The sequence below is a fragment of the Kosakonia sacchari SP1 genome (assembly GCF_000300455.3).
Classification (GTDB): Bacteria; Pseudomonadota; Gammaproteobacteria; order Enterobacterales; family Enterobacteriaceae; genus Kosakonia; species Kosakonia sacchari.
This window is the reverse complement of record NZ_CP007215.2, coordinates 1,163,686-1,185,860: the sequence shown is the minus strand read 5'-3', so window position 1 is coordinate 1,185,860 and position 22,175 is coordinate 1,163,686. Positions and strand designations below refer to the sequence as shown.

Sequence of the window (22,175 nt, the reverse complement as noted above, 5' to 3'; positions counted from 1 at the left end):
GACGATCGGGTCAATTCCATAGGCTCTAGTAAGTTAGCCGTCTGGTGTGAACGCTTTGTTTGCATAAAGCAATACCAAATACGGCATGATCGTATTCGATAGCTGCGGACAAATACTAACCACATTTACCTCCTCAAAAGTCATTATGATATGGACTGGAATGGCACGTCATAAATCTGTTATACTCACCGTCACACTTTTGGGGCTGATTCTGGATTCGACGGGATTCGCGAAACCCAAGGTGCATGCCGAGGGGCGGTTGGCCTCGTAAAAAGCCGCAAAAAAATAGTCGCAAACGACGAAAACTACGCTTTAGCAGCTTAATAACCTGCTTAGAGCCCTCTCTCCCTAGCCTCCGCTCTTAGGACGGGGATCAAGAGAGGTCAAACCCAAAAGAGATCGCGTGGATGCCCTGCCTGGGGTTGAAGCGTTAAAACTAATCAGGCTAGTTTGTTAGTGGCGTGTCCGTCCGCAGCCGGCAAGCGAAATTAAAGACTGGACTAAGCATGTAGTACCGAGGATGTAGGAATTTCGGACGCGGGTTCAACTCCCGCCAGCTCCACCACTTCATGATCCGGATACGTCCGGTGAAATCCTGAAAGCCCGCACGGCACAAGCCCTGCGGGCTTTTTTGTATCTGTAATCGTCCGAGGTCATCCGGCTAAATCCAGAGAAAATTGGTACACGTTTAGGTACACGGTATACTGTGGTCCATTAAACGTGTACCAATTATGGAAGGGATCCAGACATGGCGCGCATTACACGCCCCCTCACTAACAACGAAATCCTCAAAGCTAAGCCCCGCGAAAAAGACTTCACGCTTCATGATGGTGATGGCCTATTCCTGCTCGTCAAAACCTCTGGGAAAAAACTGTGGCGCTTCCGTTATCAACGACCGGGAAGCAGCAGCCGAACTAATCTAAGTCTCGGTTCATACCCTGCCCTTACGCTCGCAGCAGCTCGCCAGATGCGCGACCAGCATTTGACTACACTCGCGCAAGGCACAGATCCACAGCAGCAGCAAGAGCAAGCATCAGAACAACGCCAGATTGAGCTGGACAGCATTTTCTCAACTGTGGCCGCTAACTGGTTCCAGATTAAAAGCAAGAGCGTCACAGAAGACTATGCGAAAGACATTTGGCGCTCTTTGGACAAAGACGTTTTCCCAGCTATCGGAGCTATACCTGTTCAAGAGATTAAAGCCAGAACAATTGTTGAAGCCCTGGAGCCAATCAAAGCGCGTGGTGCGCTAGAGACGGTTCGCCGCTTGGTACAGCGCATTAATGAGATAATGATTTATGCAGTTAATACCGGTCTGATTGATGCTAATCCGGCATCAGGTGTCGGTATGGCCTTTGAAAAACCCAAAAAGCAGAACATGCCGACATTGCGACCAGAAGAACTGCCAAAGCTAATGCGCTCTCTGGTTATGTCTAATTTATCCGTTCCGACTCGTTGCCTGATTGAATGGCAACTCTTAACACTTGTTCGCCCCTCTGAGGCTTCTGGTGCTCGATGGGCTGAGATAGATCTTGATGCAAAGCTCTGGACAATTCCAGCAGAGCGGATGAAGGCTAAGCGCGAGCACATTGTTCCTTTATCGCCTCAGGCATTAGAGATTCTAGAGGTGATGAAACCTATCAGCGCACATCGCGAGCATGTTTTCCCTAGCAGGAATGACCCAAAGCAACCAATGAATAGCCAAACTGCTAATGCTGCTCTAAAGAGAATTGGTTATGGTGGAAGACTTGTTGCACATGGCTTGCGTTCTATAGCCAGCACATGCATGAACGAAGCTGAGTTTAATTCAGATGTAATTGAAGCTGCTTTAGCGCATATTGATAAGAATGAGATACGTAGAGCTTATAATCGCTCCACTTATCTCCCACAAAGGCAAGAATTACTTGCCTGGTGGGGAAATCATATCGAAAAAGTCATCAAAAAAAGAGATAGCTAATTATTTTTTGTTCTTGAAGAACCAAAACCTGCCCTTTGCAAGTACTTCCGGTGTAATGGTGAAAGTTTTTCTAAATTGTACTGTGATAAAAACTGCTCTGTTGTTTGGCCATCTCTTATTCTTTCGTTTCTCAATAATTCAATTGCAGTGCTTCTATTTATTCCATAAGCCATCACTTCCAGAACTTGGGGATCATAGCTCCCCATTTCTAACATTGATGAAAGATTTAGAAAAAAAGCTTTTTCAGTACGTTCATTCTCGGACATAAAAGAACTTATAACATCCGACCATAGTGAAAGATACTTAACTAAAATAAATGTAAGATTAGTATTAATGTGTGTAGTTACAAAATTAGTAATACCATCAATTTTTTTATAGTCAACAGTTATATTCCTACTATTTAATTTAATCTTAACCATATTATCAATAAAATATCTATAATTCCTTCCCTGCATCCATTTGTGAGAGTCATTAATTAATTTGAAAATTGAAACATAATGCTTTGTCTTCCTGGTTATGCCATCTTCTTTAAAGTTGATTTCCGTTTCAATATTAAAAATATCATTCATGCGCACAATTATGCTTTTATATTGGTTATAGTAATTCATATCTTTGAAGTCTACATTAAAATCCGACGAACCAGATTTGGTTCCCGGATACCTGTCCATAAGCCAGTTATTAACACCTTCAGTCTCAACCAAAAAATATAGTTGATCAATCAATAAAGGATCAATAAATGGATTTTTATAAAGAATATCTTTTGGGATCTTTAAATCATCCTCTAAAGCCTCAAGCCTGTTAGTCATTACTCTAATTTGGTTCGTTGTCAGATTTGAGTTTTCTATTATTTTTTCATAATGCAATCTATCAACTAAAAATTGGCTTCTCAAATATGACGCTAAATTGATAGCCTTATAATCACCTTGATTATCTATTATATCATTACTATATATATCAATATAACTAACAACAGATTCGCCATGCTCATTCAGTTTTTTTAGAACTGCAGATTGTATTTCTTTTATTTCATTTGAATCAATTTTTCCCTCAGCCCATTCTTCATCAACTAGTTGTATGCAAAAAATCTCCCCATATAACGATGTATTAATCCTACCGGCTCGACCAATTAAATTTAGGAAATCAAAGTGAGATAACTCATAATCTCCAATTTTAGGTGAGATTACGATCATTCTATCTGCAGGAAGGTTAACCCCTTGTAATAAGGTAGAAGTACATACTAAGTTTTTTATTACCCCATCCGAAAAAAGATCCTCTACTTCAAGCCTGGCCACATCTAATAAACCACCATGATGAAAAGCAACACCTTTTTTTAAACTTCTTACAAGGGAATAGAGAGGATGAATTTCCCTCTCTAAAAAGGAACATAAATCCTCTATTCTTTCGTCATATATAAAATCAGACTCATTATCCTCAAGTTCTTCATCATCTGTTTTTGATATAGCTAATGCCCATCCTTCTGCCAAATTCTTTTTAGGAGCATATATTATATTTTGCTCTTTAGAGTCCAAAATTGAAGTTATATATCTTAGAGCTGTCCCTTTTGAAGAGGCGAGCTTGCTATATAGAGCCTTACCAATGTTGTATTCACCTAATACTGTTTCTCCAACAGGACTAATTAGTTTATAACTAACGCTTTTCTTTTGTTTATGAACTGTTAGAATTACTTTTAACTGTAAAACAGGTGTTGCTGAAGTTTTTTGTTCGACCAAATTAATATCAACAACTTTACCAAGTGATTCATGTAAATTATTTATATATGGCCCAGCCATGATAAATTGCGTTGACCTCCACAGACTAGTCATTCTATAAATAATATTCTCAAAAACATTACCTCTACTGTTGTCCTCAATGTTTTGTATTTCATCAAAGAAAACTATCTCAGGCTCCTTGTTATTTTTTTCATCCAATAACCTCATGCATCTTTCAGGCGTTAATACATATACAACCTTTAGTTTATCTTCTTCCAAGGGCTTGTAAGTTGTCATCACAATAGCAATATCTTTTAATTCTCGTGACATCTCGTTGCCAACTTGATTTATGAGTGCCTTGGAGGGAACAACATAAACAAAATAGCCATGATTACTTTTTAGTACATGCTCATAAATATATTTTTTGATTACAAATGACTTACCTGCAGAAGTGGGTGCAGATACGGCAACGTTTTCACCATTCTCTAGTTTATCCCATAAATCCCTTTGAAAATGCGTAAAATAAATTGGATTTTCACCTGGAATTTTCTTTTCAAGTAAATATTTTTGATTTACCAGTTCAAAATCTAGTGAGACGCTAAAATGCTTTAAAAAATTTTCTTCATCAAAGAGACCTGCCAGATGCTTCGCTGAAACTATATTACCTGCTCTAGATTGCAAGACATAACAGGCTTTTATATATAATTCATTGTTCATATCATACAAATAAAGTAGAGTACCAAAAGCACTTGCTATATTCTTATCATTTTCATTGCCTGACGAACCTAATGAAGCAAGCCAAGTAGCCCTCCTAATTGCTTCATCAGAAAGATCTATTTTTTGTCCTTCTCCTCGGTTCCTCAAGAAGAGATGTTCAATTAAGGAATTAAAAACCGTTGTAAAGTCTTTATGATTAATCGCTGTGGTCGCAGTGCTCTCACTCATATCCGCTCCTAAAAGATTTTAATTTTCTTTATAGTCTATTCCATGGATAGCCCTATACAACGATTTTTTAAACTCCCCCACATCTGTCATTGGTATTAAAAAGAAGTCCAAGAAACATGGTTTCACGTTTGGATATTTCGCTAATCTCTCATCAATCGCAGCTTTGATTGCCTTTTTTTTTGTGGTAAGCCATACATTAAAAAGATTTTCCGCTTCGGACTTATTAACTGCCTTCTCTTCAATTTTCTTTATTTCATTATCTTCAAAAACAAGTAAGACCGGATGAGTTTTAACACACTCAGAATAAATTTCATCTCCGGGAGTAAAAGCTCTATATATTAATTCCATAGTCTCAAAGTCAAAATTATTTGAAACATTAGTTCTAGCCATGAAAAGTTCATGCCCTAGAGCACCATTGGTATAGCTTCTAGTGAATCGATCAAGCGAATCGAATGCGCTGTCCAATGCGCCGCTAAAACTCTTATAAATCTTTGACTCACCAATTAATATTGATAAATTATTTCTATATACGCCAAAAAAAACACCATCACCACCTTTAACTTGATCATTTAAGTTACTTAAGCTAGTGATTTTATGTGAAACCATTGGTGTATTTAGTATAGCTTCTGACAGGATATAGAGAAGCAATTCACCGTATTTGCCATCCTTAACTGGGTTTGTGTCGCCGAAGAACTGAGCAGCCTTTCTAAAGGGAGTGACCCCCTCGGCCTTCATTTTACTTAAAGCCTCTTTATCAAATACGTAATGTTCAATTGCATCGGCCATCGAGTCAACTAAAGGCTGATGCTCTTGAATAACACCGCTGAAAGGGATGGTAAAGATCCTAGATACAATCTTGGCGTCAGTATCTGAGGGGTGATTTACCAATCTTGATTCAATCCAAGTATGTTTATTAACGATTAACTCTTTCCAGTCAATCAATTTGAGCTTTTCTACACTATCCATAGGTGAGCCATTCAATACTATTTCAGATTGGTCTTATTTTGAATCAAAATGACACAAGTCCATAGATGATCATTTAACCAGCCTTAATCAATATTTAATTAAGTATCACTACATGGCGCGCAGTGCTTTCCCCGCCTCGCCTGCCCGCTTTGCAGGGCGGTTTAAATGCAGATGCATGACCGGACTCAGGCCGTGCCAGTACTGGCGTGGGCGAGGTTCAAAAGTGCAGAGAAATAAATGCAATTAAATGCAACTGATGCATGCAGTGTATTTTTCGAAAAAATAACGGGATTTTTTGCTTTTTTTCGGGGTACAGAGAGCGCAGCCGGTAACGCGTACCGGCGCACATAAATCGGGATATTTTCGGGGAATTATTGCTGCTGAATATCTGCCTGCAAGCTCTCATTTTCCGGCATGGCCGGTCTGCGTATCACGCTGTCGAGCGTCTCGGTGGTGCGGAACGTGGCCGAGCATTCAATACTGATGCACTGGTGATAGCGCTGTTTGAGGTTTTCCGTCAGATAGCGGCTGGTGCGCGCGTGTGCGGGCTGTTTGCAGAACGGACAGTGAAACATGGCTCAGCCCTCCGCCTGCTTTCTCATTTCAGCCAGTCGTGTGGCGAGCAGTGTTCGCTTCACCGGGCTTTTATACAACGCCATATCCACGCCGGTCAGCGGCGGGCGGTACAGGCCAAGCTGTGAAAGTACCGGCTCCCCGTCCATATCGAAGGTGTAAAACCCGGCCTGAACGGAAACATGGCCGCCGAGCTCCTGAATCAGGGTATTGAGCGGGCGTTCCGTCTGCTGCATTTCCAGCGCGCGCAGACGCAGCACGAATGCCCTGACCAGCGCCGGGCTGATGGTCTTCATGGCATCAGCCCATTCGCTCTGAGCGTACAGGCCAAACGCTGTCCGGTGTTCCTCCACATACTTTTCACCGGAGGCGCAGGCGGCCAGCATGGCGCGGGATTTATCGGTTTCCAGCTCCGCAATCAGGGCGGTGAACTCCTCCGCCAGCTCACGACCGGCAATGCGTCTGCCATGTTCGGCTTTCAGCTCCGGCGTCATTTCGCCGCGCAGGGTGCGGAAACGCTCGCGCCAGCTCTGTTCCGCTTCGGCACTTTCTGTCAGGGCGTTCTCACGTTCCTTTTCGCTGCGGGTGATGGCCGCGCCGATGTCGTTCAGCTTCATCATGTTGCCGGTGTGGGCAGCTTTTGCCTGGTTGAACGTCTCAACGGCACGATTTACAGCGACCGCACTCTCTTCACTGGCCTTTTTATTCATGGCGTCGAGGGCGCTGTCGATAGCGGTGCGGGTTTTCGCGTCCTGGGTGCTGCCGAGGGTTTTCATCACGGCGGTAATCAGTTCAGTTTTCATGGCGGGGCTCTCTGTGTTGTCAACCTGAGCGTATTCTGCCGCGCCCTGCACAACGATACGACTGATTGCAGTTGTGGCCGGGATGGCACAGAAACCCGCTGAAAAAAATGGCTCGCCAGAAAGAGGTCTCCGGAAACCCCTCTTTCTGTTTGTTTTTCTGTAGTTAACTCTTCACTCTGTTCACTGAAAAATAAAAGAATAAGTAATACAGTAAGTTAAATGGTGAACAGTTGAGAAATTAAGTGTTCACCGACTGTTCACTACTGTTCACCGCACTTCTATGTCACGCATTTGCCGCTGTTATTTTTTTACTTTTTTCTTCCTGTTAATAACAGGGAATCAATAGGCAGAATAATATTTACCTGTATCATTTTTAACCTCCTGCCCACTATTCATCTATATTGCCCTATATTCATCACATGCTCATTTTTCGAGCGGCAATTAACTGGCGTTAGCCCGTTTTTCCCCTGTTGCATTCTCCGTTTTTATTCACAAAATAGAGCGCTACCCGAAGCCGGAAAGACACGACCGGCACTGTATGGACATTATGAGGTAGCCCGATGCACACCGCTTTTTCTTCCCCGTCTTCTGCCCCTGCCGCGCCGTTAATGCCGGTTTCTGACGTTATTCAGGAACGCTTTTTACGCCTGCCGGAAGTGATGCATTTATGCGGTCTGTCCCGCTCAACCATTTACGACCTCATCAGCCGGGAGGCTTTCCCGAAACAAATCTCTCTCGGCGGAAAAAACGTGGCGTGGGCGCACAGTGAAATCACTGCATGGATGAGCGATCGCATCGCGGCGCGTAACCGTGGCTGTGATGCATGATGTTGCCCGGTCAGCAAAACGCCCCTTTTTCTGGCTTGCTTCCTGTCAGCGTTTCCAGGTATAGTTTCCCCGCTGTCGCAAAATCGGCAGCCGGGCGTGAGAACCCGAGTTTCTTCAAGGCGACACCGGACGCGCCATGCGTCTTTTTTTGTGTCTATGCCTCTGTGCACCTGTTGTTTACGCACCGGTTCTTAAACCGTTGCTGTATCTGCGTAATGGTGGCTCAGGCGGGGCAGCCTTCGGGCTGGCCGGTTCCCTTGAAGGCCGGTTTCTCACCCCCGTCTGGGCTACCACCAGAGCGTGAGAACTCCGGTGGTAGCGATAACCGCTACTTCAAGGAGGTTGCCCTTATGGCTACGACCCTCACCCTGTCTCACCCGCAATTTATCTTTATTTTCGCTGCCGTTCGTCGTTCCGTACATAAACCGCGTGTCTGTATGCTGCGCACAGTTGCCGCTGATGAACGCACCGCCCGCCGTTCCCTCGTTCGCGATTATGTCCTCTCGTTTGCCGGTCGCCTGCCGGTTGCGGAGGTGCGCGCATGAACCAATCCATCCTCACCCTTGACGATCTCAGATATCTGGAGCACCTGCGCAATATCGGCCATCTGGTCAGCGAGCTGGCAGCGGAACAGGACAATGTGACCCTCCGCCGCGATCCGGCTGAGCGTCTGCAACTCATTTCCCTGATTTACCTGATGACGGATCAACTCGATGCCGTGATCGAGCGCTGCAACCGGCGCTGGCTCGACGGGGAGGAAAAGGTATGAAACAGCCGTTACCGCCCGCCCTGCGTGCCGCACTTTACCGCCGCGCCGTGGCCTGTGCCTGGCTGACCCTGTGCCAGCGTCAGCACCGTTACCCGCACCTGACACTTGATGCACTGGAATCCGCCATCGCCGCCGAGCTCGAAGGGTTTTATCTGCGCCAGCACGGCGAGGATAAAGGCCGCCAGATTGCCTGTGCGCTACTGGAAGATTTAATGAATGCCGCACCGCTTAAAAGCGCGCCATCGCTCTCCTTTCTCGGCCTCGCCGTGATGGAAGAGTTATGCGCCCGCCATATCACCGCGCCGGTCGTGCACTGAGGAAAAATAATGAAAATGAACGTAACGGAAACCGTCAGACAGGCGTGCGGCCACTGGCCGCGTATTCTCCCGGCGCTGGGCGTGAAAGTGATAAAAAACCGGCATCAGCCCTGCCCGGTGTGCGGCGGCGCTGACCGCTTTCGTTTTGACGATAAAGAGGGGCGCGGAACGTGGTTCTGCAACCAGTGTGGCGCGGGCGACGGTCTGAGCCTGGTTGAAAAGGCGCTGGGCGTGACGGTCAGCGAAGCCGCCGACCGGGTGAATGCCGTGACCGGCAGCCTGACGCCGGTTGCCCCGGCGGTGATTGCTGCTGATACGGCCGAAACTGAAGCCGGGCGCAGGGAGGCCGCCGCGCTGGCGGCCAGTCTGCTGGCGAAAAGCCGTTCAGCCACCGGTAACGCCTACCTGACCCGCAAGGGCTTTCCTGCTCTGGAATGCCTGACGCTGACAACCACTCACAAAACCGGCGGCGTGACATACCGCGCCGGGGATGTGGTTGTACCGCTGTATGACGACACCGGCGCGCTTGTGAACCTCCAGCTCATTAACGCTGACGGCGACAAGCGCACCCTGAAAGGCGGTCAGGTGAAGGGAGCCTGTCACCTTATCAACGGTGAAAAACAGGCGGGGAAACGCCTGTGGATAGCGGAAGGGTACGCCACGGCGCTGACCGTGCATCACCTGACCGGTGAAACCGTGATGGTGGCGCTGTCGTCCGTGAACCTCCTTTCTCTGGCGAGCCTTGCCCGCAACCGGCATCCGGGCTGTCAGATTGTCCTTGCCGCTGACCGTGACCTGAACGGCGACGGCCAGACAAAAGCCGCTGCGGCCGCAAAAGCCTGCGAGGGAATTGTCGCGCTGCCGCCGGTGTTCGGTGACTGGAATGATGCGTTTACCCTGAATGGTAAGGACGCCACGCGCAGGGCGATTTACGATGCCATTAAGCCACCGGTCGCGAGCCCTTTCGACACCATGAGCGAGGCGGAATTCACAGCCATGAGCACCAGTGAGAAGGCGATGCGGGTACATGAGCATTACGGCGAGGCGCTGGCGGTGGATGCTAACGGCCAGCTTCTATCCCGGTATGAAGCCGGAGCCTGGAAAGTGATGTCCCCGGCTGACTTCTCCCGCGATGTGGCCGCACTCTTTCAGCGCCTGCGCGCGCCGTTCTCGTCAGGGAAAATTGCGTCGGTGGTGGAGACACTGAAACTCATTGTGCCGCAACAGGGCGCTCCGGCACGGCGTCTGATTGGCTTTCGCAACGGTGTGCTCGATACCGTCAGCGGCACGTTCAGCCCACACCACAAATCCCACTGGCTGTGCACCCTGTGCGAGGTGGATTTCACCCCGCCGGTGGCGGGCGAAACACTGGTAACCCATGCCCCGCATTTCTGGCAGTGGCTCGACCGCGCCGCCGGTGGCCGTGCCGACAAACGCGATGTGATACTCGCCGCGCTGTTTATGGTGCTGGCGAACCGCTATGACTGGCAGCTCTTTCTTGAAGTGACGGGACCAGGGGGAAGCGGGAAAAGCATTCTGGCCGAAATTGCGACCCTGCTCGCAGGCGAGGACAACGCCACCTCCGCGACCATCGAGACGCTGGAATCCCCGCGCGAGCGTGCTGCCCTGATAGGCTTCTCGCTGATTCGTCTGCCTGACCAGGAGAAATGGAGCGGTGACGGTGCCGGGCTCAAGGCCATCACCGGCGGCGATGCGGTGTCAGTTGACCCGAAATACCGCGACGCCTATTCCACGCATATCCCGGCGGTGATTCTGGCGGTGAACAACAACCCGATGCGCTTCACTGACCGCAGCGGCGGCGTATCCCGTCGCCGGGTTATCCTGCACTTCCCGGAACAGATTGCCCCGGAGGAGCGCGACCCGCATCTTAAGGACAAAATCGCCCGCGAGCTGGCCGTCATTGTGCGCCAGCTTATGCAGCGGTTCAGCGACCCGATGACCGCCCGCACGCTGCTCCAGTCACAGCAGAACTCTGACGAGGCGCTGAGCATCAAGCGCGATGCTGACCCTACGTTTGATTTTTGTGGTTATCTGGAGGCATTGCCTGACGCTGACGGGATGTATATGGGTAATGCCAACATTATTCCGCGTCAGCCTCGCCTGTACCTGTATCACGCCTATCTGGTGTATATGGAGGCGCACGGCTACAAAAACACCCTCAGCCTGACCTCGTTCAGCAAGGGACTGCCAACCATGCTGAAAGAGTTCGGCCTGAACTATGACAAACGCCGGACAAATCAGGGTATGCAGACTAACCTGACGCTGAAAGAAGAAAGCAACGGCGACTGGCTGCCGAAGTGCGATGAGCCCGCAGTAAAATAACCTACCTCAGACCGGCAATTGCCGGTCTTTTTTACCTGCACACCGGTCAGAGTCGGAGTGAACAGTTTTCCCAGAAATACCTTTTTACCCTCAAATGTTATAAGACCGCTCAGTGCCAACAGCAGACATTGATAACATTGAGATATGTTAATTTATGGGGAGCAGGTCACACGACTTGCAGTGGTTAAAACTGCCGAAACAGTTTAATCGCAGATGGAAATCAAAAGTTGCAGCATAACTACCATCATCTTGCCCTTTACCATGTGAAAACATTAAAACTCTGTAGACTCAATTCACCGCCGCCTTGCCTACACAAGAAAGGCAGCGGTTATTGGTCGATCAGAAAACATGAATCGCCCGGGTGGCTCCTGCGAATCACTATTCTGACTTCAAGCTGATACTTATCAAAGGCCACTTATTGTGGCCTTTTCTCAACATTAGGGATGCCTATGAAAAATGTTCTGGTGTTCTTCAATCGGCAGCCAGTGGTGGTTGTCAGGGTTGTAGATGGCACTACCACAATACTCCGTGAATACCCGAATGGTGAGGAAACTAACCTTAAGATTATGTATGCGGGAGTTCATTCGCTTACTGGCGATCATACTGAGTTTTGTGTAGCCTCAGACAGAGAGGTTACATCACATGAAATCGTCGAAGCTGCAAACAAACTTTTGAAATAGCTTGAGTTTGTTAATTTCTGAAAGTAAAAAAATGCCTTCTAAGCGAAGGCAATATTGAGGTACAGCATCGGTTCTTATTTTCAGTTCCCTCAGCTCCCGCTGAAGGTATGGACTCATCCATAAGTCATTCCCTGGGTCGGGGTGCGCATCCTTCAGGAGCCTCTCCAAGTGTGGTCTACAAACCATTTACAACAAGCGTAAGCGGAAGAATAAATTCAAAAAAGTTTTATTAACGGGGCAGAGGAAAGACTATTACGGCATTACATCAGGTATTCACTGTGTGTCTGTGATAATGCCAGGAAAAATATGGCAAGTGTCGGCTGCGGCCCGACACCAGATGTCCTGCGAACGAGGCGACCGGCATCGGCGGTTTGGGCATTGCAACCCACTCCCGATTTACCGGTGGCGTGAGGGATGATTCCTGTGCGCCCTCATGGAAGATAACCTATGATTTATAAAAGGTTGGGTATGAAAAAGGAGTACATATATGAATGGACTGACCCCGCCCCGGTAGACGATCCTGCCCTATAGTTGGACTGACCCCGCCCCGGTAGACGATCCTGCCCTATAGTTTGAGCATAGGAGGAGCGTATGGGCACACCACGATTTACACCTGAATTTAAGGAAGAAGCCGTCCGTCAGATAACGGAACGCGGTTATTCCGTCGCCGAAGTTTCTGACCGGCTGGGCGTTTCAGCACACAGTCTCTATAAGTGGTTACGGGCTATTAAACCCGATAACAGCGAGCAGCATGCCCGTGATTTACTGGAAGCGAAAAGCGAGATCCTGAAGCTCAGGGCCCAACTGAAGCGCACTGAGGAAGAACGGGACATACTGAAAAAGGCCGCGCGGTACTTTGCAAGGGAGCCCGACTGAAGTACCGCTTTATCAATGAGCACCGCACTGTATGGGGTGTCATGACGATGTGTCGGGTGTTGTGCGTTGCCCGGGCCGGGTTTTATGCGTGGCTGCATAACCCGGTCTCCGCGCGGGATAAAGATAACCAGCGTCTGCTGACGCTTATCCGTGACTCCTATTCACTGAGCGGAGGCGTATACGGTTACCGCCGGGTTCATGGCGACCTGAACGAAATCGGGGAAATCTGCGGTAAAAATCGGGTGGGCCGTATTATGCAACTGAACCGGATTAAAGCCGTGCGCGGCTATAAAGCTCCGCGTCGTATCGCCGGCAGACCTTCAGTGGTTGCGCCTAATCGTGTGCAGCGGCAGTTTACCGTTGTCCGGGCCAATCAGGTCTGGGTAACCGACATTACCTATATCCGCACCTGGCAGGGCTGGTTATATCTGGCGGTGGTTATCGATCTCTTCGCCCGTAACGTGGTGGGCTGGTCGATGAAACCCACTCTCTCACGCGAACTGGCGCTGGATGCGCTCATGATGGCCGTGTGGCGACGAAAACCGGACGGCGAGGTTATCGTACACAGCGATCAGGGCAGCCAGTACGGCAGCGACGACTGGCAGCGCTTCTGCCGGGCCAATAACCTGGCCCCGAGCATGAGCCGGCGTGGCAACTGCTGGGATAATGCGGTAGCGGAGTCGTTCTTCAGTTCGCTGAAAAAAGAACGGATCAGAAAGCGCATCTATAAAACCCGGGATCTGGCCCGGGCCGATATCTTCGATTACATTGAAGTGTTCTACAACCGGGCCCGGCGCCACAGCCATCTCGGCGGCGTCAGTCCGGAGGCCTTTGAACAGGCCTCGTCGTGAGGACAGGAAATGTCTACTGTTGTGGGGTCAGTCCAAACCTCATATCATCCTGAGTACATTTCTCCATCGTGCCTTTTTACCGCAATGTTTTTCACAGGTAGTCCTGAAAACGATGAACAATTGCTTGCCGAACTTAGTGTTGCGGGCATACAAGTCAGAACCGATGATGTCGTTTTTGATATGTCTCACGACTTCCAGGCTTATATTTTTGCCCATTCGATGGGAGATTATGTTCGCTTTAGATTTAATGACTTCAATTCAAGCAAAGATGTCTACAAAGTACACCAGTACCTGAAAAGCCAGGTTGGTAGAACCATTCGGGTTTATGTCAACTGGTGATCACGTTGAGAAAAGGCAAAAAAGTTTATCGCAGGTTAGCGTGAACAAAAAAAGCCTTTCCGTGAGGAAAGGCCTGTAAGGTACAGCGCGTATAAAAAATAAAATTAGTTAAACGAGGTCTCGGTCACGCGTTCAATCAGCTCCATCTCTTCGCTGTTCAGCAGCTTTTCAATATCGACCAGAATCAGCATGCGCTCATCGAGCGAGCCAAGACCCAGTAAATATTGTGTCGAGAGCGTAACGGTATATTCCGGCGCAGGTTTGATCTGCTCTGCATTAAGCGCCAGCACATCGGAAACGCCGTCAACCACAATCCCGACCACGCGGCCGCTGTCGAGGCTCAGCACAATCACCACCGTATTGTCGTCAAACTCGGCGGAAGCCAGTTCAAATTTCACGCGCAGATCGACGATCGGCACGATCACGCCGCGCAGGTTGGTCACACAGGCAATAAAAGCAGGCGTGTTGGCAATGCGCGTCACGCGGTCGTAACCACGGATCTCTTGTACTTTCAAGATCTCAATGCCGTACTCTTCGGTGCCCAGGCGAAACACCAGGAACTCATTCCCCGTGTTGTCACCGGTTAACTGCTTATTTGTGTTAGATAAATTCATTTCTTAACCTTTTTAAAAACTGACGTCAGGCTCTGTCTCAGTGCGCTCTGGCGCTTTTCGCCAGCGTCGTTAGAACCGCCACATCCAGAATCAACGCGACGCTGCCATCGCCAAGGATGGTCGCCGCAGAAATACCCGGAATTTTGCGGTAGTTCTGCTCAAGATTTTTCACCACCACCTGGTGCTGACCGATCAGTTGATCCACCAACAAGGCGTAACGGCTACCGGCGCTCTGTACAATGACGGCAATCCCTTCGCTGATATCGTAATCCTCGTCGTGAATGCCAAACAGCGTGCCCAGCTCAACCAGCGGCAAATACTCTTCGCGCACCTGCAACATGCGCTCGCCGCCGGTCATCCGGTGCAGCGTATTTTCCGAAAGCATTAACGATTCCATCATGCTGCCGAGCGGCAGAACGTAGATTTCCGAACCAACGCGCACCGACATCCCATCGAGGATCGCCAGCGTCAGCGGCAGAATAATGCGGATCTTCGAACCGCGCCCCTGCTCGGAGTGGACGGTCACATGTCCGCCCATTTCCTGAATGTTACGACGCACCACGTCCATGCCAACGCCGCGACCAGAGACATCGGTCACTTTTTCCGCCGTAGAGAAGCCCGGCGCGAAAATCAGCATCCAGACATCTTCATCGCTCATGTTGTCGCTGATGGTCATGCCCTGCATTTGCGCGCGTGCCAGGATCTTCTCGCGGTTCAGCCCGGCGCCATCGTCGGTGACTTCAATGATGATATTGCCGCCGTGGTGTTCCGCAGAAAGCACCAGGTTGCCCTTGTCGGCTTTACCATTGGCGCGGCGCACATCAACCGGTTCAATCCCGTGATCGAGGCTGTTACGCACCAGGTGCGTTAACGGATCGACAATCTGTTCGATAAGACGTTTATCAAGCTCAGCAGAACCGCCAACCAGCGTCAGTTCCACTTCTTTATTCAGCTTACCGGCCAGGTCATGCACCAGACGCGGGAAGCGGCTAAAGACATATTCCATTGGCATCATGCGAATCGACATCACCGACTCCTGCAAGTCGCGCGCGTTACGTTCGAGCTGCGCAATGGTGCTAATCAGCGTGTCGTGATTGGTGGAATCGAGCACACTGGAAAGCTGTGAAAGCATCGCCTGGGTGATGATCAACTCACCCACCTGGTTGATTATCTGGTCAACCTTCTCGACCGCCACGCGAATGCTGCTGGCTTCTGTCGCTTGCGGGCGCTGGCGGTTATTTTCCGGGCGTGTCGCACGCGCTGCCGGTGCGGCCGGTGCCGCTACCGCGTTCACTGCCGCAGGCGTTGCTGCCGCAGCTTCACCGGATGCGGCAACCGGTTCTTCTTCAGCCGGGGCCGGGGCGATGGAAATCTGTTCCGGTTCGAGCACAAAACACAGCACCGCCAGAATATCGTCCGGGGATGCCGTGGTGTGCAGCGTCAATTGCAGGCTCTCATTCTCGGTCTGCAACTGGCTCACGCGACCTAAATTGCCCATTTCATCAATGAGCGGCTGGCGATCATCTTCTTTGATTTTGCTCAGCACGATGCGCAGTCGCTGACCGTCCTCGGCTGGTTTCGCCTCCGGTGCCGCAACCGTGTCTGCAACCACTGCCTCGGCAGCAACCGGCGCGGCGACATCTGTGGAAACCGTAGCGGGAGCCGCGCCATCGAGCGCTATCTGGCGCAGTGCATCGCAAATATAGTTGAACGTCTCTTCGTCGGGCTCCGCGGACGCTTTATAGGCATCCAGTTGATCCTGCATAATATCTTTGCTCTCCAAAAACAGATCGCGAATAGGGCCGGTAATCGTCAACGTACCGCTGCGTACATCATCCAGCAGGTTTTCCAGGATGTGCATGGTTTGCTGTAACACCGTGAAACCAAAGGTGCCCGCACCGCCTTTTATCGAGTGCGCAGCGCGAAAAATCGCATTCAGAACTTCTCTGTCCGGTGAGTCGAGATCCAGCTCCAGCAGATACTTTTCCATATCCGCCATCAGCTCATCCGCCTCGTCAAAAAAGGCCTGATAAAAATCGCTTATGTCCATTTACTTACTCTCCTCAGGACCGCTTTTTACCGTAGGTTCAACTGCCACCGGGCTGCTTTGCGGCGGCGCGTCGGTGGCTAATGCACTCGGGCTTGCCGGGGTTGAAACCAGCGTGTCGCGCAAAAGCACATCTTCTTGCATGATCTGTTTCTCTTTTTGCTGGCTCAGCACCAGGATACTGATCCGGCGGTTAATGGGATCGGCCGCATCGGAACCGGCCTGCATCATGGTGTCCGCCGTACCGATAACGCGGATAAATTTATTGCTGGCAAGCCCGGCACCGGCCAGGATGCGCCGCGCCGCGTTGGCACGATCGGAAGAGAGCTCCCAGTTGCTGTAGCCCTGCTCACCGTTAGCGTAAGGCAGTGAATCCGTATGGCCGGTCACAATGATGCGGTTCGGCATGTCGTTTAACACCGGCACCAGCGCCTGCAGAATATTCACCATGTAGCTTTCGGGCGTCGGTCGGCCGATTTTGAACATCGGACGATCCGCGCTATCGGTGATCTGAATCAGCAATCCGTCATCGGTCAGCGAAAGCCGCAGGTTGGAGGTGAAGTTGTTCAGGCGCGGATCGATTTGGATCAGGCTTTCCAGCTTCTCTCTCGCCCGCTTCAGGTTGACTTCACTCTTCTTCGCGTCCAGTTGCTGCAACGTTCGTTTGAAAACTTCGCCATCTTGTTTGATGACATCTTCGCCGCCGCCGGGGATCATGCTGTCGCTAAGGCTCGCTTTATCGCCCTGCGCCAGCGTGGTTTTCATCGGCATTTTGAAGTATTCAGCAATCTGCTGGCGCTGCTCCGGGCTGGAAGAAGAGAGCAGCCACATCACCAGGAAAAACGCCATCATTGCGGTCATAAAATCCGCATAGGCGATTTTCCAGGAACCGCCATGTGAACCATGCTTTTTATTGATGGATCTGCGGACAACAATGGTAGTGGCAGACTTCTTACTCATGTCGACTCACCCGAAGAGGATGAAGCGCTTGAGGTACGCACTTCGCGCACATGATCTTCCAGTTCCGCGAAGCTTGGACGTTCCGTGGAAAAGAGGGTCTTACGGCCAAATTCAACGGCGATCTGCGGCGCATAACCGTTCATGCTGGAAAGCAGCATGGTTTTAATGCACTCAAGCATTTTCAGGTGTTCCGCGCTACGCTGGCGCAGCAACGTCGCCAGCGGCAGCACCATGCCGTAGGCCATCAAAATACCGAGGAAGGTACCGACCATGGCGTGGGCAATCAGCGCACCCAGTTCGGCTGCGGGACGATCGGCCGCCGCCAGGGCGTTCACCACCCCCATTACCGCCGCCACGATACCGAATGCAGGCAACCCATCACCGACAGAATTAAGGCTATGCGCCGGCACTTCATGCTCGTGTTCGCAGGTCTCAATCTCTTCATCCATCAACGCTTCCATTTCGAAGGCGTTGGTATTACCGCTCACCATCAGGCGCAGATAATCGGTGATGAAATTCATGATTTCACTGTCGGCCATCAGCCGTGGATAGGCCGAGAAAATCGGGCTGTTTTGCGGATCTTCAATATCGTTTTCCAGCGATACCAGGCCGTTCTGGCGGCCTTTCGCCAGCAACAGATACATCATCGCCAGCAGATCCATATATAACGCTTTGGTGAAATGGGAACCTTTAAACAAAGTAGGAAATGCTTTTAAGGTGGCCCGGATCGCTTTACCGTTATTTCCGACAATAAAAGCCCCTACGCCTGCCCCGCCGATAATTAAAAACTCGGTAGGCTGAAACAGTGACGCAAGATTGCCGCCACTGAGCGCAAAGCCGCCAAATACGGTCGCGAAAACGACGATATAGCCAATAATGACTAACACTTCAACTCCTTAATAATTCAGTAATCATTCCGCAACTCTGATATCAGGCCGCGCGGTGAAAATGCCGCAGCATCTGTTACTGTCGCCGATGAGAACGCGCCAGATCAGGCGTAGCTTTTTTAATTGCCCGCGAAGGTGGAAAACACAAACAGCAAGTAAAATTGGTGTTGGTATTTTCCGGCGTGGTAATAAAACGCCCGCCACACGTGCTGCACTCAGTATGTTTAACCATGCCGCAATCAATAAACCGCAGCAGCGTCCAGGCGCGCGTTAAACCTAAAACAGGCTTTTTCTCTGTACCATTCAGACTATTTTCCAGATACAGGCGATAGCCTTTGAGCATAATCTCAACGGGACGACCCAATTCGGTTTTTTGCAGATAACAATAAATGTTATAAAACATTGACGAATGAATATTTTGTTCCCACGCCATATACCAATCGGTGGAAAACGGTAACATGCCTTTCGGCGGCGAACAGCCTTTGAGTTCTTTATACAGTTTTAATAATCTTCTGCGGCTAAGATTGGTTTCACTTTCGAGAACCTGCATCCTTGCGCCAAAAGAAATCAATTCCATGGCAATTTGCGCATCCCTGATTTCTGACATTATGCTTTTTTCACACATTACAAACTCCGCTGTCAGGATCTCGAAGGCTCGTCCTCAGAAAGAGAATTAAGCAAATCAGTGGATAAAATGATTCCGGTATGGATACTTTGTAAAGCATCAATACGGGAATCTTTAGTTAAACAGTCAATCACTGTTTCGTTATCTATGCGTAACCGGCAAATAAGCTGACCGGTTGACGAAAGTTTAATAAGCTGCGGAAACGTCAATCCTTTCACAATATCGATAGTGGACTCACTTAAGCCCAGGCGAAATTTTGCCGTAAAGCGGTCCTCGTGAATGAGACGTTGCGCCAATAACAAATAGGAAAGATTCAAGTCCCGAATACACTGTGTCGGCTCATTAAAGTTTGTTACGTTCATTACAATTCCCCCTGTACAAGGTAATTCAAACTGCAATTACCGTCCTTTATTGTGTAACCAAGATGTAACAAGTTTAATGCCAATTTTTTAGTATAAGAAATCAAGGTTAAACGGAAATAATGAACCTAATAAGGAAAGCCGGCCTGGTCGAAATTTAATCGGTGCAAGATTTTCCTGATGCCTTATTATTCCCAGCCTCTTCCTTCCAGACGTGCACGTAAACGTTTGATCGTTTGACTATGCAACTGGCTGACGCGCGTTTCGGTAATCCCCAGCAGTGAACCGACCTCTTTCATATTCAACTCCTGTTGATAATATAAATTGAGTAGCATCTGCTCGCGCTCAGGAAGTTCTCTGATCTCCTTACTGATCTGCTTTGTCAAATCGCCCAGTAAAACATCGTTGAGCGGGTCAAGATGATCCTGTTCCATTTCTGACAGCTCAACACCATCTGCCAGTAATTCCTGTAGCTCGTCGAGTGAACAGAGCATGCTGGTATTAGTATCGGATAATACTTGCTGATATTCCTGCAAGCTCATCCCTAATTCAGCAGCAATGTCCGACTCACTTGCCACGCCACCGGCACGTTGCTCAACGCGCATAATGGCAGAAGAAACTTCACGGGTTTTACGGCGAACGCGGCGAGGTACCCAATCGTGTTCGCGTAATTCATCCATAAAGGCCCAACGTAAACGCTGTGCAATATAGACCGTGAGTTTGACCCCTTTTTTGGGGTCAAACTGTTCGATTGCATCCAGAAGCGCAATAGCACCCGCCTGAATAAGATCGTCAATATCAACACTTGACGATAATTTAGACTGCATCTTTAACGCTTCATAGCGAACCAAATAACCGTATTTGGTCCACAACTGGTCTTTCTGAATTGACCCGTCAGGGCTATATAATCCATTCACTATTACAATTTCCGGGATGATAATAATTGACTAAAATTATTATCGATTATCGCCATTTCAAATAGCATGATAAGCAATCGGAAAGTGGAACATATCGTGACTTTATTTCCCCACGAAACCCACAGCGAATTAAAATGTTTCCCAGTCGCCTTCAGTTTTCTTGACAGGAACATAATCTCGCTTGGTAGTGGTAATAACTGGGCGCAATTTCTCGCTGTTATTTCTTTCACGGGTAACAACCGATACGTGGCTTTCATTGACAACAAACTGTGCGACAATTTGTTCCAGATCGCTGGCATGTTCTTCCACGCTGGTTGCGGTGCGCGCGGCGTTCTCAACCATGCTGGCGTTCTGCTGCGTTACCAGATCCATTTCATTAACGGCCTGCGCAATCTGGTTAATACCGGTGCTTTGCTCATCCGATGCCGAGGTAATTTCCGCCATAATGTCGGTTACCTGAATAACGGATTTCACAATTTCCTGCATCGAAGAACCTGCCAGTTCAACTTCCTGGGAACCGATATTCATATTGGCAACACAGGTGTTGATCAACTGGCGGATCTCTTTCGCCGCGTCGGCGCTGCGTTTCGCCAGGTTACGCACTTCACCGGCAACCACCGCAAAACCACGACCCTGTTCACCGGCACGCGCCGCTTCAACCGCCGCGTTAAGCGCCAGGATGTTGGTCTGGTTTGCAATGCTATCGATCACGCTGTTGATGTCGGCAATTTGACGGGAGTTTACCGTAATTTCTGTCATGATCTTATCAAGATTGGTCATGACTTCGCCGCCTTTCTGCGCGCTGGCGCTGGCGCTTTCTGCCAGTTGTTGAGCGCTGTGGGCGTTATCGGCGTTCTGACGCACGGTGATTTTCAGCTCTTCCATGCTGGCCGCAGTTTCCTGCAGAGCGGAAGCCTGCTGCTCGGTACGCGAAGAGAGATCGTTGTTGCTGGTGGCGATTTCCTGGGCGTTAGAGTAAATCTGCTTCACGCCATTACGAATACCGTACACCGTGTCGGTCAGAGACTGGCGCATATGCTCCACTTCCTGCAACATTTGGCCGATTTCGTTCTGCGCACCGGCGTCAATTTTGTTGCTCAGGTTACCGCCAGCGATAGCCTGGAAGGAGACAACAGCCTGTTCCAGACGGTTGAAAATAGTGCGTTTCAACCAGATACGAGAACCCACCGCGCTAATGATCGCCAGAGCCAGAGCAAAGAACGCGAAAAAGGTCATACGCTGAGTGTCACTGTGCGATACATCGCTAAAACCGGAAATCAATTGCTCGGCATAAGCCAGATATTCTTGAGCTGCCTCTTGTACCGCAACACGGTTTTTGGCTTCGTCAATCACATCGCGATCATACGCCGTCGGGTTTTTAATAAACGTTACTTTCCGCTGCGCACTCGTCAGAACCGTATCAAAACGCTTCTTAATATTGGCGGCAATTGTCTGCTCTTCCTCGGTCTGGAACGGCGTGGACATAAATTTGTCCATCTGCTTTTCCGCAGTCGCGAGCATTTGCTTTGCTTTGTCGATATCAGTCTGATCCACCGGCTGGTTGATCATGGTCGCGACCATGGCGCCGTTAACCTGAGCAATACCTCCCGTCAAGCCGACAATTGCGCTATTCAGCATATCGATGTTGTCATTGGTCATTACTGCATCATCGAAGTTATCCGCCGTCGAGCGGCTACTGACCAGCGCATAGGCAGAGACCAAAATAATACAAGCAATTAACAACCCAAACAGGATATTAATCCCGGTGGATATTTTTAAGTCTTTAAACATAACGAAACCTAAATAATTGA

At 49.3% G+C, this 22,175-nt stretch carries 20 protein-coding genes and 1 other RNA gene; 9 read left to right on the top strand and 12 right to left on the bottom strand.

Annotated features, from left to right (window positions below):
• Window positions 1-201: 201 nt before the first annotated feature.
• Window positions 202-565, top strand: a transfer-messenger RNA (tmRNA) gene (ssrA, locus tag C813_RS28660).
• Between the two features lie 183 nt (window positions 566-748).
• Entirely contained in the window at window positions 749-1,957 is a 1,209-nt protein-coding gene (locus C813_RS28655; protein WP_017459911.1) for an integrase domain-containing protein, read from the top strand.
• On the opposite strand, the gene C813_RS28650 is transcribed toward C813_RS28655, so the two are convergent.
• The 4 genes from C813_RS28650 to C813_RS28635 form a co-directional block, all read right to left on the bottom strand.
• Entirely contained in the window at window positions 1,954-4,611 is a 2,658-nt protein-coding gene (locus C813_RS28650) for a DEAD/DEAH box helicase (RefSeq protein ID WP_017459910.1), read from the bottom strand. The genes C813_RS28655 and C813_RS28650 overlap by 4 nt on opposite strands.
• An 18-nt stretch (window positions 4,612-4,629) precedes the next feature.
• Window positions 4,630-5,577: a HamA C-terminal domain-containing protein gene (locus C813_RS28645; protein WP_017459909.1), complete on the bottom strand. Its 948-nt coding sequence runs from the start codon at window positions 5,575-5,577 to the stop codon at window positions 4,630-4,632.
• A 371-nt stretch (window positions 5,578-5,948) separates the two neighbouring features.
• Entirely contained in the window at window positions 5,949-6,152 is a 204-nt protein-coding gene (locus C813_RS28640; protein WP_017459908.1) for an ogr/Delta-like zinc finger family protein, read from the bottom strand.
• Between the two features lie 3 nt (window positions 6,153-6,155).
• The gene (locus C813_RS28635; protein WP_017459907.1) at window positions 6,156-6,953 is read right to left on the bottom strand and encodes a hypothetical protein; all 798 of its coding nucleotides are present in this window, start codon (window positions 6,951-6,953) and stop codon (window positions 6,156-6,158) included.
• Between the two features lie 560 nt (window positions 6,954-7,513).
• Between C813_RS28635 and C813_RS28630 the strand changes: the two genes are divergently transcribed.
• The 7 genes from C813_RS28630 to C813_RS28590 all read left to right on the top strand — a co-directional run bounded on the left by C813_RS28630 (window position 7,514) and on the right by C813_RS28590 (window position 13,955).
• On the top strand, window positions 7,514-7,780 hold the full coding sequence (locus C813_RS28630) for a helix-turn-helix transcriptional regulator (protein WP_017459906.1): 267 nt from the start codon (window positions 7,514-7,516) through the stop codon (window positions 7,778-7,780).
• Complete coding sequence (locus C813_RS46285) at window positions 7,777-8,325, top strand: host cell division inhibitor Icd-like protein (RefSeq protein ID WP_071957261.1); 549 nt, start codon at window positions 7,777-7,779, stop codon at window positions 8,323-8,325. The genes C813_RS28630 and C813_RS46285 overlap by 4 nt, the downstream gene beginning before the upstream one ends.
• Window positions 8,322-8,549, top strand: a complete 228-nt coding sequence (locus C813_RS28620; RefSeq protein ID WP_017459904.1) for a hypothetical protein — start codon at window positions 8,322-8,324, stop codon at window positions 8,547-8,549. The genes C813_RS46285 and C813_RS28620 overlap by 4 nt, the downstream gene beginning before the upstream one ends.
• Entirely contained in the window at window positions 8,546-8,866 is a 321-nt protein-coding gene (locus C813_RS28615) for a DUF5375 domain-containing protein (protein WP_017459903.1), read from the top strand. The genes C813_RS28620 and C813_RS28615 overlap by 4 nt, the downstream gene beginning before the upstream one ends.
• Before the next feature lie 9 nt (window positions 8,867-8,875).
• Window positions 8,876-11,209 carry a primase-helicase zinc-binding domain-containing protein gene (locus C813_RS28610; RefSeq protein WP_017459902.1) on the top strand — a complete coding sequence of 778 codons (2,334 nt, stop codon included), beginning with the start codon at window positions 8,876-8,878 and terminating at the stop codon, window positions 11,207-11,209.
• A gap of 1,271 nt (window positions 11,210-12,480) precedes the next feature.
• Window positions 12,481-13,616, top strand: a protein-coding gene (locus tag C813_RS28595; protein ID WP_202969604.1) for an IS3 family transposase whose coding sequence is annotated in 2 segments (ribosomal slippage) — window positions 12,481-12,727 and window positions 12,727-13,616 — 1,137 coding nt in all. Because the reading frame shifts where the segments join, the coding sequence is not laid out codon by codon here.
• Window positions 13,617-13,625: 9 nt separating this feature from the next.
• Window positions 13,626-13,955, top strand: a complete 330-nt coding sequence (locus C813_RS28590) for a hypothetical protein (RefSeq protein ID WP_040016505.1) — start codon at window positions 13,626-13,628, stop codon at window positions 13,953-13,955.
• 104 nt (window positions 13,956-14,059) lie between these two features.
• On the opposite strand, the gene cheW is transcribed toward C813_RS28590, so the two are convergent.
• The 8 genes from cheW to C813_RS28550 form a co-directional block, all read right to left on the bottom strand.
• On the bottom strand, window positions 14,060-14,569 hold the full coding sequence (gene cheW / locus C813_RS28585) for a chemotaxis protein CheW (RefSeq protein WP_017459396.1): 510 nt from the start codon (window positions 14,567-14,569) through the stop codon (window positions 14,060-14,062).
• A gap of 37 nt (window positions 14,570-14,606) precedes the next feature.
• Complete coding sequence (cheA, locus tag C813_RS28580; RefSeq protein ID WP_017459395.1) at window positions 14,607-16,619, bottom strand: chemotaxis protein CheA; 2,013 nt, start codon at window positions 16,617-16,619, stop codon at window positions 14,607-14,609.
• Window positions 16,620-17,576 (bottom strand): flagellar motor protein MotB, encoded by a 957-nt coding sequence (motB, locus tag C813_RS28575; protein ID WP_017459394.1) that lies wholly within the window; start codon window positions 17,574-17,576, stop codon window positions 16,620-16,622.
• The gene (motA, locus tag C813_RS28570) at window positions 17,573-18,463 is read right to left on the bottom strand and encodes a flagellar motor stator protein MotA (protein ID WP_017459393.1); all 891 of its coding nucleotides are present in this window, start codon (window positions 18,461-18,463) and stop codon (window positions 17,573-17,575) included. The genes motB and motA overlap by 4 nt, the downstream gene beginning before the upstream one ends.
• Window positions 18,464-18,539: 76 nt before the next feature.
• The gene (flhC, locus tag C813_RS28565) at window positions 18,540-19,088 is read right to left on the bottom strand and encodes a flagellar transcriptional regulator FlhC (protein ID WP_017459392.1); all 549 of its coding nucleotides are present in this window, start codon (window positions 19,086-19,088) and stop codon (window positions 18,540-18,542) included.
• Between the two features lie 14 nt (window positions 19,089-19,102).
• Window positions 19,103-19,450 carry a flagellar transcriptional regulator FlhD gene (gene flhD, locus C813_RS28560; RefSeq protein ID WP_017459391.1) on the bottom strand — a complete coding sequence of 116 codons (348 nt, stop codon included), beginning with the start codon at window positions 19,448-19,450 and terminating at the stop codon, window positions 19,103-19,105.
• A gap of 185 nt (window positions 19,451-19,635) precedes the next feature.
• The gene (locus C813_RS28555; protein WP_017459390.1) at window positions 19,636-20,364 is read right to left on the bottom strand and encodes an RNA polymerase sigma factor FliA; all 729 of its coding nucleotides are present in this window, start codon (window positions 20,362-20,364) and stop codon (window positions 19,636-19,638) included.
• 129 nt (window positions 20,365-20,493) lie between these two features.
• On the bottom strand, window positions 20,494-22,155 hold the full coding sequence (locus C813_RS28550) for a methyl-accepting chemotaxis protein (protein ID WP_017459389.1): 1,662 nt from the start codon (window positions 22,153-22,155) through the stop codon (window positions 20,494-20,496).
• Window positions 22,156-22,175: the final 20 nt, after the last annotated feature.